Genomic DNA, 15,264 nt, shown 5'->3' on the forward strand with positions numbered 1-15,264 from the left:
ACCGGTGACACCGGATCCACGGGTTCGACGGGGTCCACCGGCGGCACGGGTTCCACCGGATCCACCGGTGGCTCGACGGACTCGACCGGCGGTGACGCGGGCACGACACCGCAGCCGCTGATGGCGGCCGCCCTGCCGGCCACATCCGTGGACGCATCCGCCGCGCTCACGCAGACGCAGCTCGACACCGCGGTCGCGCAAGCGAAGTCGGAGTGGCAGGCCGTCGACCCGCAGGCCGACTTCACCGGCTTCAGCGCCACGGTCGGCACCCTCGACAGCGGCTGGCTCGGCAGCGAGAACAGCGGCGCCGTCGTGATCGACGCGACCGCCGCGGGCTGGGGCTGGGACGTCGACGGCGGGCAGATGAGCCTGATCACCGCGGTGCGCCACGAACTCGGCCACGTGCTCGGTCTCGGCCACACCGCGGACACCGTCATGACGCCGACCCTCGCCGCGGGCCAGAGCTACCCGGTGGACGCCGCGCTGCTGCCCGCCCCGGCCCCGGCCGGTTCCACAGCGACGGATGCCTCAGCGACGGATGCCACGTCATCGACGCCGACGACCTCCTCCACCACCACGAGCTCGACGGGCACGAGCACGACCGGCACGAGCACGACCGGCACGAGCGCGACCGGCTCGACGGCGTCCGACACCGGCTCGAGCGCCGCCGACACGACGTCCGCCCCGTCCTCCGGCTCGTCGACGAGCACGACCTCGCCGGCCACGACCTCGTCGACCACCGCCGGCTCCACCGCCGGCTCCACGGACACCAGTTCCACGACCGGCACTGCGAGCACCGGCACCGCGAGCACCGGATCAACGACCACCACCACGTCCACCGGCTCGGCTCCCACCGCACCGACGGCACCCACGTCCACCCAGGCGCCGGCCGCACCCGGCGCCTGGGTGGTGCACCTCGCCACCGGCACCGGCACCCTGGCGTTCCACTCCGACGGCACCGTCACCTTCGCCTCCGCTGCCGGCACGCAGAAGAAGACCCTCGCGGCGATCACCGAGATCGACGTCGTCGGCGGCCACGACGACACGCTGATCGTCGACCGCGGCACGGTGGACCCGGCCATCACGGTGCGCTTCGACGGCGGCGCCGGATACAACACCCTCGCCTTCGCGGGGGTGAACACGCGCATGCAGTCGCTGCCCGTCGACCGCCACTCCGGCACGATGCTGCTCGACCGCACGACCGTGGTCTACGCGGACATCGCGCCGATGACCAACTCCGGCACGGCGACCGCGGCGATCTTCGACCTCGGCTCGGCGGACGACACCTGCACCCTGTCGGACGCGCCGACCGCCGGCCAGCTGCGCATGGCCTGCGACGGCATGGAGACCACCGACTTCAACGCGCCGGGCACGTCGCTCACCATCCAGGGCACGGGCAACGACATCCTGCACATCCAGGGCACCGTGGATCTCGCCGCCGCGGCCCTGAACGTCGCCTTCCGCCAGATCCTGCTCGACAGCGGGCTCACCCTTACCGCGGGTGCCGTGTCGCTGACCGCGTCGCAGACGGTCACGGGCGGCATCTCCAGCGTCGTGGGATGCCTCGGCAACGGCACCCTCGCGACGCACTGCGCCGACACCGCCATCAGCTTCACGAACGCCACCGTGCACGCCGCGAGCCTCACGGCGTCCGCCGCGTCGACCGTGACGCCCGACTCGTTCTACGGGATCGTCGTGCACGACCACGCCGCGGTGTCGATCACCGACGGCACCATCGACGTCACCGGTCCGGTCACGATCGCGGCGACCACCACGGTGCCGACCTTCACCGCGAACGAGAAGTACACCGACAACCTCGTCTTCGACACCGCCGCCACGGTCACCGTCGGCGGAGCGGCCCGCATCACCGGCGGGGCCATGACCTTCACCTCCACCGCGAACGTGAACGGCACCGCGAACCCGGGCGCCGACGCCGGCAAGAACCAGAACGGCACCGGTGCGGACGGATCCGCCCAGAAGGATGCCGCCGTCGCCACCGTCACCGTCTTCAGCACCGCCACGACCGCGCTCACCGGCACCGCGAGCCTCGGCTCGACCGGAGACGCCACGCTCGCCGCCGTCAACGACGTCGCCGTCGCGGCCACCGCCGACGCGAGCGCCGCCAGCAACGGCGCCGGCATCGCGGTGGTCTTCGTTCACCAGAACACCGACGCGCACATCGATTCCACGTCGCCGACCGCGATCACCGCGAACGACCTCGCGGTCACCGCCGACAGCACGGCGGGTGCGGCGTCCACGGCCAACACCAGCGCGGGCGGCGCCTCGGCGAACGACAAGGACGCCAACGACCCGAGCCGCGCGAACGGCAACTCCAAGACCGCGGACGGCAACGTCGGACTCACCGCCGCGCTCGCGGTGGTCGTGCTCACCGGCGGCACGCACGCCTACATCGCGCCGGCATCCGGCACTCTCACCGTCACCACCACCGGCGGCACGCAGAAGATCCACGCGGGCGCCGCGAACGTCGACTCTGCGAACGCCTCGGGCGGCAACGCCGACGGCTCCGGGGCGAACGGCAGCGTCGGCGTCGGCGTCGCGGTGGATGTCGCCACCTTCACCACCGAGGCCTACCTCGGCACCGGCGCCACGTTGAACGCGCAGACCGTCACCGTCGAGGCGGTGCCCCCGGCATCCGGCGGACAGTCGCAGTACGGCGCCACCGCCGTCTCGGGCGCGGCGGGCAGTGGCGGGGACAGCGTCAGCGTCGCCGGCTCCGTGGCGGTGAACGTCGTCGTGCTGAAGACCTATGCGCAGGTGCGCGGCACCGACACCGTCAACGGGGACCTGAACCTCACCGGCACCTCGGACGTGAAGGATCGCACGTCGGCCACCTCGAAGAAGGACGGCACCGGCAACTCGGTGGGTGTCGGGGCCTCGGTCTCGATCGACATCGTGAACGACACGACGAACGCCGGGGTCACGGACGGGGCGACGCTGGCCGGCGTGCACGCCCTGACGCTGCGTGCGAAGGGCACGAGCGACAGCGGCACCACCGCCACCAGCGGCGCCTCCGGCGGCAGCAGCCTCGTGCTCACCGCGGTGGTCGCGCTGAACGTCGACAACATCGCCACGTCGGCCGGGCTCGGCACCGGCGCGGCCCTCACCGGCACCGGGGCCGTCGACGCCCAGGCGGACCAGACCGCCAAGGCCGCCACCACCGCGACCGGGGCCACGGACGGCGGCAACCTCGCCATCGGCGCGGCCGTCGCCCTCACCCTGGCCACGCACGACGTCGACTCCTCGACCGCGCGCACCGTGACGGCGGGCGGCAACGTGGCGTTCCGCGCCAACGGCTCGAGCGACACCGACACGGAGGCCACCGCGAGCGCGGCCGGCGCCAAGGGCGAGAAGTCCGGCTCGGACCCCAGCGGCGACACGTCGAACGTCAACCAGAAGGGCGACAAGCAGGCATCCTTCGCGAGCAGCACCTCGACCGCGAACGGCGGCTCCGCGAGTCGCACGACCACCCCGTCCGCATCGACCGGCGACAACGGCGGCTCCAAGATCACCGTCGCCGCGGCCATCGCGTTCAACCTCATCGACTCGTCGTCGACGGCGCGGCTCGCGGACGGCCAGGCCATCACCTCGACCGGCGGCCAGGTGACCCTCGCCACCACGAACACCACGCACGCCAAGGCCATCGCGTCGGGCAAGGCCACCACGGGATCGTCGCTCACGATCGGCGCGGGCGTCGCGATCAACCTCGTGAACATCACGAACGACGCCTCCATCGGCGCGGGCAGCACCGTCACCGCCGCCACCGGCGTCACCCTCGCGGCGACGATGAACACCGTGCCCGACGGCAAGCACACGATCGACGCCGAAGCCACCTCCGGGGCATCCGGCTCGGACGGCACGCTCGGGCTCGCCGGCTCCTTCGCCATGAACCTCGTCAACGAGAAGACCACCGCACAGGTGCACGCCATCGCACTCGGCGGCCCCGGTGGCATCGCCATCACGGGGCTCGGCGACCTCACCATGACCGCGACCTCGTCGGGCAGCAGCCACACCTCGGCGACCTCCGACCAGGAGGGCGGCGCGACCGTCGGGATCGGAGCATCCGTCGGCCTCAACCTCGTCGACAACGACGTCTTCACCGGCTTCGACATCACCGGCACCCCGGCCAACGGACCCCCGGTCACCGGCGCGCGCAACATCACGCTCACCTCCTCGAACGCCGATGCGCTGACGAACGAGACCGATGCGGGTGGCCAGGGCGGCAAAGTCACCGTCACTCCCTCCGTCGCGGTATCGATCGCGAACGAATCGTCCGAGGCGGCCTTCGGGGCCGGCCCCCTGGTGACCGTCACCGGCGCCATCTCCGCGAACGCCACCTTCACCGGCTCGGTCACCACCACCGCGAACGGAGACACCGGGGTCGGCAGCACCGCCGGCATCGGCATCTCGCTGGCCCTCGCCATCGTCAACCACACCGTCGATGCGCACACCGCCCGCAGCCTCCACGCGCACGGTGCGATCGGGTTCTCCGCCTCCGGCTGGTCGCAGACCACGAGCGAGGCGCAGGCCGCCGCGAACGGCGCGAAGGACGACGGGCAGGACACCAACAAGAAGGCCGACGACAACCTCAAGAACGCGAACACCACGCAGGCCGCCAACAACGCCGACGGCAAGGACTCCGGCAAGACGAGCACGCCGAAGGACGGCACCGCCGACGGCAAGTCGCAGAGCGGATCCTCCTCGCTCTCGGTGGCCGCCGCGCTCGCGATCAACATCGTCACCACCGTCAGCCAGGCCACCGTCGCGGACGGCCTGACGATCACGTCCGACACCGGCACGCTGACCCTGTCCAGCACCGCGAACACCACCTCCTCGGCGCACGGCAAGGGCGACAGCACCGCCAAGGCGAGCGTGGGGGTGGGCGTCGGCGTCGGCGTCAACTCGGTGGACATCACCAACCACGCCACCGTCGGGGCATCCACCGTCGTCGCCACCGGACTCGATCTCGCGGCCGGCATGACCGACATCGCCGACCCGGACAACCACGCGGTGCTGCGGCACTGGAACGGCACGGGCTGGGACGTCATCGACCGCGGCAAGCAGCTTCCGGGCCCGTCGGCGGGCGTGTACTTCGTGCTCACCGCCGACGACGGCAGCAACCACAAGGGCGTCTACGAGTACAACTCCAGCGGCAGTTGGGTCGCGCAGAGCCCGACGAGCACGGTGCCGGCCGACGGCGCCGACTTCCCGGCCTCTCCGGCGACGAACGCCTGGTTCATCCTCGACAAGGCCAAGGACGGCCACCCGCAGGGGAGCCTGTACCAGTACGACGGCACGCAGTGGGTGTACCGCACCTCCGACTCCGGCGCGAAGCTGCCGACCGGCGGCCCCAAGGACAAGGACTACTACGAGCTCACCGCCGCCGACGGTCTCGGCCACGCGGCGGGCCTGTACCGGTTCTCCTCCAGCGGGCACGCCTGGAACGTCGTCGCCGGTCCCTTCGCGCACGGCACGGCGCTTCCCGTGTCGCCCACCACCGACCAGATCTTCCGCCTCGACGAGCACGAGGTCACCGCGCAGGCCGAGGCCGGCGTCTCCGGCGACCCGTCGTCGGTCGGCGTCGCCGGCGCCGTGTCGCTGAACCTCGTGCAGAACGACACCGCCGCGGTGGTGGCATCCGGCGCGCACGTCACCCTCACCACCGGCGACCTGACCCTGTCGAGCCGCAGCAACGAGCGCGACGTGTCGGATGCCTCCGCGAAGGCGGAGGTCGGGGATGCCGTCGGCGTCGGCGCCGCGGTGGCGATGAACTTCATGTTCGACTCCGTGCACAACCAGGTGCGCTCCGAGGTGCAGGACGGCGCGACCGTCGCGGGCGGCGCGGACGTCACGATCGACGCCACCGGGTTCCGGCAGGTCGAGACCGAGACCAAGGCCGGCACCGAGTCCGGCAGCAACGACCCCGCGATCACGCCTGCGGTGGCCCTCACCATCTCCAACCACGACCACGTCGTCGCGCGCCTCGGCACCGCGACCGGCACCCTCACCGCCACGGGCGCGGTGAAGGTCGAGGCGGATCACACGTCCGAGTACTCCGCGAAGGGAGATGCGGATGCCGCGAGCGGCAACGTCGCGATCGGCGCCGTCGTCGCCATCAACGTGGTGCTGGACTGGGGCTCCACTGCCGAGGTCGCCCGGTCGCTGCACGCGGACTCCGCCGAGATCCACGCCACCAGCGAGGTGTCGACCGATGCCGAGACGAAGGCCAGCGCCAAGGGCACGCAGGACAACAAGAACGACTCCAGCAAGAAGACCGACAGCAGCGCGGATTCCAAGAGCAACCAGCAGATCACCGGAACCCCGTCCGCGTCCGGCGCCACGAGCGGCAGCACGACGCCGAGCTCGAACTCCGAGACCCAGAGCGCGAACAGCAGCAGCTCCGGCAAGTCCGGCCAGAAGGGCGGCGGCACCGGCATCGCCGCGGCGATCGCGGTGAACTGGGTGTCCGCCGCGAACACGGCCGACATCGCCGACGGCGTCACGATCACCGCCACCGGCGGCGAGGTCGACGTGACGGCCTCCGACCTCACCGGCTCCACCACGAAGGCCACGGGCATCGCCGCCGACCTGAACAACAACACGAGCATCGGCGCGGCCGTCTCCCTCGACGTGCAGACCATGCACAACACCGCCGCCATCGGCGACAGCACCGTCACCGGCGACGGCATCACGGTGCAGGCGATCACGCCCACCGGCAAGCACGACGACTTCATCGTGTGGGCGATCGCCGCGGCCGCCGCGAAGGAGGATGCCGGCGTGGCCGGCTCCGCGGGCATCCACGTGCTCGATCTCGAGACGAGCGCCACGGTCGCCGCGGGAGCCACCCTCACCTCGACCGGCGACCTCACCGTCGCGGCGACCACCGACCTGCGGCTGCTGAACCTGGCACTGACCGGGGCACTCGCCACCAGCGGCGCCGGCGTCGGCGGCGCGTTCGCGGTCAACATCCTCACCCACGTGAACACGATCGCCACGATCGATTCCACCCTCGCCTCGCCCACGACCGTGCAGGCGGCGGGAGCCCTCGCCGTCACCGCGAACGACACGTTCGCCCCGCTCGCCCCGGTCACCGGCATCGCGAAGGTCGACGGCTACCTGCCGGCGCTCTCGTCGGTCGCCGTCGGCGGCGCGGCCGGCGGCGACGGCGCCGCGGTGTCGCTCACGGTCGTCGTCGACGTCTTCTCGTTCGACACCGAGGCCACCATCGGCGACGGCGCCCAGGTGAACCAGACCGCCACCGGCGACTCCGGTCAGTCCGTGAACGTGTCGGCCACCGACCACACCACGATCGTGAACGTCGCCGGCTCCGTCGCGCTGAGCCTCGGCTCCGCGTCGGTCGGCGGATCCGTCGTCGTCGACGTCGTGTCCAAGGACGTGCGCGCCCGCATCGGGTCGCAGGCCGACGTCACCGCCGGCGGCGACGTCACCGTGTCGGCGACCGCCACCGAGGTGATGACCGAGGTCGCCGCGGGCGCCTCGGCCAGCACCGGCAGCGCCGCCATCCAGGGCACCGTCGACGTCATCATCCTGAACCCCGGCACGCACGCCGTCGCCGCCACCATCGACACCGGCGCGACCGTGCACGCGAACGGCAAGGTCGCCGTCACCGCCTCCGACACGGCAGACAAGCTCAGCATCCTCTCCGGCAACGTCGCCGTCTCGACCGGCGGCACCGGCATCGGGGCGTCCGTCGCGATCCTGATCCGCAACGGCACCGTCACGGCCACCATCGGCACCGGGGCCGGCGTCGAGGGGGATGCCGCGGCCGGCGTCTCGGTCGGCGCCACGCAGGAGGTGAACCTGCTCATCATGGCCGTCGCCGGAGCGGGCGGCGAGACCGCGGGCGTCGGCGGATCGGTCGTCGTCGACGTGCTCACCGACGTGACGACGGCGTCGATCGGCTCCTCCGCGACGATCGACTGCACGGGCGCCGGCTGCACGAACTCCAGCGCCGCACCCACGCAGGTGGTGGCCGTGCAGGCACAGGACACCACCACGGTCCTCGCGCTCGCCGGGGCGCTCGCCGTCGGCGGCACCGCCGGCGTCGGCATCGGCGTCGACACCGAGGATCTCCACAAGACCACGACCGCGTCGATCGGCGGCTCTGCGACCGTGCGCGCCAACGGCGACGTGGTCACGAAGGCGATCTCGTCGGAGGACGTCAAGTCCATCTCCGTGGGGCTCGGCGGCGGCGGAACCGCGGCGGTCACCGTGAACGCGGCCGTGCCCGTGATCGACGTGCGCACCGACGCGTCCATCGGCGGTTCCGCGAACGTGCGCGCCGGCGGCAACGTGGTCGTGTCCGCCGACGAGCAGCTCACCCTCATGGTGCTGGCCGGCAACGTCTCGGTCGGCGGCACCGCGGCCGTCGGCGCGGGCGTGGCGGTGCCGGTCGTCACCAAGAACACCGACGCCACGATCGGTGCCGGCGCCACCGTCACCGCGCTCGGCGCCGGCACCCACATCACCGACGGCACGGTCAACGCCGGGTCGTACGTCACCGCGGGCACCGACCCGCGCTTCGACCCGCGCGGCATCGCCCACGACTACCCGGCCGGCAGTGCGCCGCCGGTGCTGCCCACCGGGCAGGGCCTCGAGGGCGACGGCGTGACCATCAACCTCGGCTACGCGCACGGCTTCCAGCTGGGCCAGCAGGTGGTGTACGACGCGGGCGGCGGCGCGCCCATCACCGGCCTCACCGACGGCGGCACCTACTACGTGATCCCCGTCTCCGCCACTGAGATCCGGCTGTACACCATGCGCGGCCCCCCGGCGAACCCGACCTGCGCAGACCCGAACCTCGTGTGCGGTCTGTCGCTGCCGGCCGGAGCGCGCATGGGCGAGAACCAGCGCTTCGTGCCCACCGACCAGCCCGGCGTGGCATCCGACACCTCACTGCGCTTCTCGGCACCGAACGACGTCAGCACCTCCGGCGACTATGTGGTGCTGCCCTACGACTGGCCGTCCGGGCACGCGCCGGCCGCCGGCGACCCGGTGGTCTACAGCGCCGGCGGAGGCACCGCGATCGGCGGCCTCGTCGACGGCGCCACCTACTACGTGGTCGACCCGAGCCCCCTGCACTTCCAGATCGCCGCCACCTACTGCGACGCCATCGGCGTGGACAAGGGGGCGGACGGCATCTGCCAGAGCTCGCCGAAGAACGGCGGCGGCGTCAGCTACGGCGGCGACGACGGCATCGGCGGCGCGGGCTTCGTGCACATCCTGAACCTCACCTCGACCGGCACCGGCCGCTCGCAGAGCTTCGTGCCCGCCGGGATGCTCCCCGCCGGCAACGCCGCCGACCAGGGACCGCAGACCGTCACGTCGCCCACCCGCAGCGGATTCCAGGGCGTCGCGGTCACGGCATCCAACAGCGACGTCATCTCCACCATCGGCGTCGCCGCCGGCGGCGCGGGCACCGCCGCGGTCAGCCTCTCCGGCTCCGTCGCGGTCGTCACCGTGCACACCACGGCCACGATCGGGAACGGGGCGCACATCGACTGCGCCGCCGCCGACGCCGCCTGCGCGACGAACGACCCCTCCGCCGATCCCGGCCAGTCGGTGCTGGTGTCGGCCGTCGACAACTTCCGCACCCTCGGCATCGCGGCCTCGATCGCGGTGGCCGGCACCGCGGGCGTCGGCGCCTCCGCCGCCGTGCGGGTCGTCGAACTGCACGACGACGCCTCGATCGGCGACAGCGCCGTCGTCAACGCGAGGAACAACGTCGAGGTGCGCGCGACGGCGAGCGACACGGTCGTCTCCGTGAACGCCGCGGCCGCGGGCGGCACGGTCGGCGTCGCCGGCACCGTCGGGGTCTCGGTGATCAAGGAGTACACCGACGCGTTCACCGGCACCGGCACGACGATCCGGGCGAACGGCAGCGTCGGCGTCATCGCGGGCAGCACCACCCAACTGCTGCTCATCACCGCCAGCATCGCCGCCGGGTACGTCGGGGTCGGGGTCGGCGTGGACGTCGCCGTCGTCTCCAAGCAGACCCGCGCCTACCTCGGCGCGAACGACGTCGTGGTCTCCCTCGGGCAGGGCGCCGGTCTCGCCGGGGCCGACAGCGGCAGCGTCGGCGGCTCGTCGTTCGGCACCACGACCGTGCCGGGCCTCGTGGTGCAGGCGGACTCCTCCGAGAAGCTGTTCGGACTGGTCGCCGGCGTCGCGGCCGGCGCCGTCGGGGTCACCGGCAACGTGGGCGTCACGATCTTCACCGTCGACACGCAGGCCTTCGTCGCGTCGGGCACCACCGTCAACCGCAAGGCCGGAGGCGGCGGCATCATCGCCGGGGTGGCCGCGGGGCAGGGCGTCGACGTCTCCGGCACCGACCACTTCGACTCGCTGACCTTCGCGGGCGGCGTGGCCGGCGGATTCGTCGGGGTCGCGGGCGGTGTCGACATCGGCGTCGCGAAGATCAGCGTGCTCGGGATGCTGGCCTCCGGCACCGACGTCTGGGCCAATGGCACGGTGCGCGTGAACGCCCTGTCGATCAAGCACGTGCAGACCTACGCGGTGAGCGTGGGCGGCGGCTTCGTCGGCGTCGCGGGCGCCGTCTCGGTGTGGTCGGTCGGCACCGCGCCGAACGCCACCTACTCGGCCGACGACCACGGCCCGAACCGGGGCGCCTGGAGCAGCACCGCGAACTACGCGAGCGGCGACGTCGTCAGTTACGGCGGCCACACCTGGATCGCCAAGCAGAACAGCACGGGCCTGACGCCGGCATCCGGCTCGTACTGGAAGCAGGACCAGCCGCAGGATGCCACCCAGGGCCAGGGCACCGACGCCAAGGGCCAGGCCGACTCCATCGCCGCCGGCGGCGGCAGCGGGCAGGGCGCCCCGGCGTTCAGCTCCGCCGCGAGCTACAGCAAGGGCGACTACGTCACCTACCGGGGCCACACCTACCAGGCGACCGCGGACATCTCCGCGGGCGGCCCGAACCCCGACGCCGTCGACGGCTCCGGCCATGTCGCCGCGGGCAACCTCTGGTACGGCGTCAGCGACGGGTGGAAGGGGGCGCTGTCCGGCGCACCGCAGGACCCCTCGACTCCCTTCGTCACCGCGCACGCGTACCACCAGGGCGACCTCGTCAGCTACAACGGGCACCACTACGAGGCGCTCGCCGACTTCACCTCGGGGAGCACCCCCGACGTCGACACCGCCGACTGGCAGCTCGCCGACGACAACTACCAGCTGCAGGTGGCGCAGGCCGGGCAGAACGGCAGCACCAGCCTCGACGGCTCGTACTCCGACAGCACCCCGACGCAGGACCAGTTCGGCGCCACCGTCGCGGCCCCCGTCGCCTGCGACCCGTCGCACGCACCCGAGGGCACGGCCTCGGCGGTCTGCGGGTCGGTGCACTCGCTCGGCGGCGACGTGCAGGTCAAGGCGATCGAGCACCTCGACGTGTTCGCGCTGGCCGGCGCGGTGGCCGGCGGCGCAGGCGCCCTCGGCGCCGGGATCACGGTGATGTCCATCGGCGATGCGGTCGACGCCGGCATCTACAACGGCGCCTCCGTCAGCGCGGCCGGCACCGTGGGCGTGCACGCGGAGGACGACGAGAACGTCACCGACATCGGCGTCGCCGGGGCGCTGGGCGGCATCGCCATCGGCGCCCAGGTGGTCGTGCTCACCGACTCGAGCTCGCAGAAGGCGCACATCGACGACGGCGCCGTCATCCCGACCGCCGGCACGCTGCTGCGGGTGGATGCCACCGCGAACCGGACGCTCGCGGCCTACGCGATCGGCATCACGCTCGCGGCGGCCGGCGCCGGCGCGGCGGTCTCGGTCATCGAGCTGAGCGGCGACACGCAGGCCCTCATCGGCACCGTGGCGATCGGCTCGGGCGGCGCGATCGGCGGCATCGACGTGGAGGCCACCGACGACGTGACCCCGACGATCCTCGCCGTCGGAGTGGTCGCCGGCGCGGGCCTGGCGCTCAGCGGCATCGTCACCGTCGTCGACGACAGCGGAACCACGCGCGCGGCATCGTTCGCGCACGGGACCGTGACGATCGGCTCGGCCGGCGTCACGGTGTCCGCGACCGGCACCCGCAGCGCCCTGGCCCCGACCGCGGTGAACATCGCCGTCGGCGGCGGGCTGTCGGTGGGATTCACGCTCGTCGTGGCCACGCAGGAGCGCAGCACCGAGGCCGAGCTCGGGGGGAGCGTGACCACGTCGGGCGCGGTGGACGTCGAGTCCACGGCCACGGATGTCGCGTCCGCCTTCACCCCCGGAGCGGTGATCGGAGCCGCGGCCATCGCCGCGATGATCCCGATCGCGACCGTCAGCGGCCACACCACCGCGACGCTCAGCGGCACCGTGGGCGGCGCCTCGGCCGTGACCGTGCACGCCGCCGGCGTGAAGAAGGCGGATGCCGAGGTCGACATCCTGAGCATCTCGGGCATCGGCCTGAGCGTCGGCGTCGCCGTCGCCACCGTCTCGGACGGCGCCGACATCCAGGCTCAGGTCACCTCGACGGGATCGGTGACCACCGCGGGCCAGCTGAACGTCACCGCCGAGACGACGTCGGGCGACCGCAACGAGGCCGTCGCGATCGGCCGGTCGCTGTCCGGGGCGCTGCTGGGATCGGGGGCGATCTTCGCCGCGCTGGCATCCCTGGGCGGTGCGGTGCGCGCCGAGCTCGACGGCAGCGTGACGAGCTCGGCCGGCGTCGCGGTCTCGGCGACGGGCACGGACCGCGCCGACTCCGAGCTGCTGGTCGTCGACGCCGGCGGCCTCGGCGGGGTCGCGGTCAGCATCGCCGACGCGCAGATCCGCTCGGCCGCCGAGGTCGAGGCCCTCGCCGTGTACGCCGGCAGCGCCCGCACGATCACCAGCTCGGGCGCGGTGACCTTCGGGGCGACCTCGCACAACACCGCGATCACCCACACGCAGATGGGCGCAGGCGGAGGCCTGTTCGGCGTCGGCGTCAGCGTGCCGACCGCCGACGTCGCCGGAGCGACCACCGCATCCGTCGACAGCAGCGTGCACGCGGCATCCCTCTCGGTCACCGCGAACGGCACGAACAGCGCGACCACCACGACCGACATGCTGAGCATCGGCGGTCTCGCCGGGGTCGGGGCGGACTCGTCGACGGCGACCATCGAGAGCTCGGCCGTCGTGACCGCGGCGGTCGGGTCGCACAGCACGGTGACGCTCACCGGAGCCGCCATGGTCAGCGTGACCAAGGGCAACACGGTGCAGGCGACGACCGGCAGCGTCAACGCATCGCTCGGCGCCAGCGTCGGTGCGATCGGATCGGATGCGGAGGACCACGGCGGCAGCAGCGCCTCCTTCGGCGGCGAGCTCGTCTCGGCGAGCCAGCTGACCGTGAAGACGGATGCCACGGACGCGGCGACGACGGCGCTGTTCGTCGTGTCGGTCGCCCTCGGCGTCGGAGCCTCGGTGGTCTCGGCGACCGGAAACATCGACGGGGCGGATGCCGCGTTCCTCGCCGGCACGACGAACATCCACAGCGCCGGCACCGCCATCACGGTGCACGCGGACCGGGGGGCGCTCGCGCTCACCAACGTGACCGGCGGCGCCGGCGGCATCCTCGGGTCCGGCACCGACATGAAGGCGATCGGCACCGTCGGCGGCAGCGTCTCCGCGTCCGTCGCCGCAGGTGCGACCGTCGGAACGCTCTCCGGCCGACCCGCGTCGCTCGCGGTCACCGCGGACGACGCCGCCGTCGCCGGGGGCGGCGCCAAGGCCGGCGCCGGATCGATCGGACTCACCATCGGCTCGGCGATCGGATCCGCCACCGCGAACCCGACCGTGCAGGCCTACCTCGGCGGCGGCGTCCACGTCGTCCTGGGAACCGCGGCGACCAACGGGCTCACCGTCACCGCGATCTCGCACCGGGCACAGGCCGTCGGCACGGCGAAGGTGGTGGGCGGAGGCATCGCGAACGTCGGCCTGCCCGCCGCGGACGCCACCTCGCAGCCGACCGTCGACGCGCACTTCGGCCCCGGCACGACGATCATCGCCGGCGGAACGGTGATCCTGGACGCCGAATCCCTCGCCGACCCGCAGGGCGCGGCGCTCACGGACGACATCGTGGGGCTCAACGTCGACGGCGGCGCGGCTCCGGACGACACCGTCCTGTTCCCGCAGCACGGCCTGTCGACGGGCGATCAGGTGCTCTACCAGTCGAGCGCACCAATCGGCGGCCTCCGCAACGGCCACACCTACTCGGTCGTCATCCCGACGGCCGTCGACGGCACCCCCGACCCCGACCACGTGGCGTTCGGCGTCACCTGGGCGGCGGCATCCATCGACGCGCTCAGCCTCACCCCGACGGCATCGGGAGTCGACACGGCGCGCGGGCTGCTGCGCTTCAGCGGACCGCACCACTTCGAGAACGGCGACGCGCTCATCTACCGCTACGACGCGGCGCACGGCTCGTCGATCGGCCTCACGAACGGCGGCGTCTACTACGTCCGCGTGATCGACCCGTACACCGTCGCGCTGTACACGACCCAGGCGGACGCTCTGCAAGCCGCGGCCGTCTTCCAGACCTCGGCGGTGAGCGGCAACCTCATCTCCGGAACCTCGTTCACCGTCGGCCAGAAGGTGACCTACCGCTCGGCGCCCGCCTCCACCTTCACGCACGGCCCCGGCATCCCCGCCGTCGGCTCGCACCCGGCCTGCTCGTACTGCAACCACGCCGTGGATGTGAACGTCGACGGAAGCGGACACGTCACCGGCGACGACAGCACCGCGTACAACGTCTACCTGCCGACTGTGAACGTGGACCCGAACACGCACGCCGTGACCCTCTCCGACCACAACCTGCAGTCCGGCGAGGCGGTCACCTACCGCATCAGCGACGCCGCGCAGAAGATCCCGGAGCTGACGGTCGGCGCCACCTACTACGTCATCCGGATCGACGCCTACACGATCCGCCTCGCGGCGACCTACTGCGACTCGGTCGGTCACGCCGGTGATGCCTCCTGCCCGACCGGTTCGACCGTGACGCCGATCCACATCTCGGCGCCGCCGGAGTCCAGCGCTGTCCAGGCCTTCGCGCCCGTCGGCATCGGCCTCGCCGACGGCGCCACCTACACCGTGGCGAGCCGCGACGGCTCCGGCCGGATCACCCTCGCCGGCCAGACCCTGACCACGGCGCACGTGTTCGGCGACCAGACGCTGTTCCTCGCCGGCACCGCCCTCGCCGCGGGCTCGGGCGCGCAGCAGCTCATCATCCGGCTGACCGGCACG

Annotated in this window: 1 protein-coding gene; it reads left to right on the forward strand. The window is 72.6% G+C overall.

What is annotated here, in order from left to right; all coding sequences use genetic code 11:
- Nucleotides 1-15,264 (forward strand): hypothetical protein (locus tag VJR25_RS09850; RefSeq protein ID WP_324114798.1); only part of this gene is annotated, 15,264 nt, incomplete at both ends.

The sequence above is a fragment of the Microbacterium sp. genome (assembly GCF_035277845.1).
Classification (GTDB): domain Bacteria; phylum Actinomycetota; class Actinomycetes; order Actinomycetales; family Microbacteriaceae; genus Microbacterium.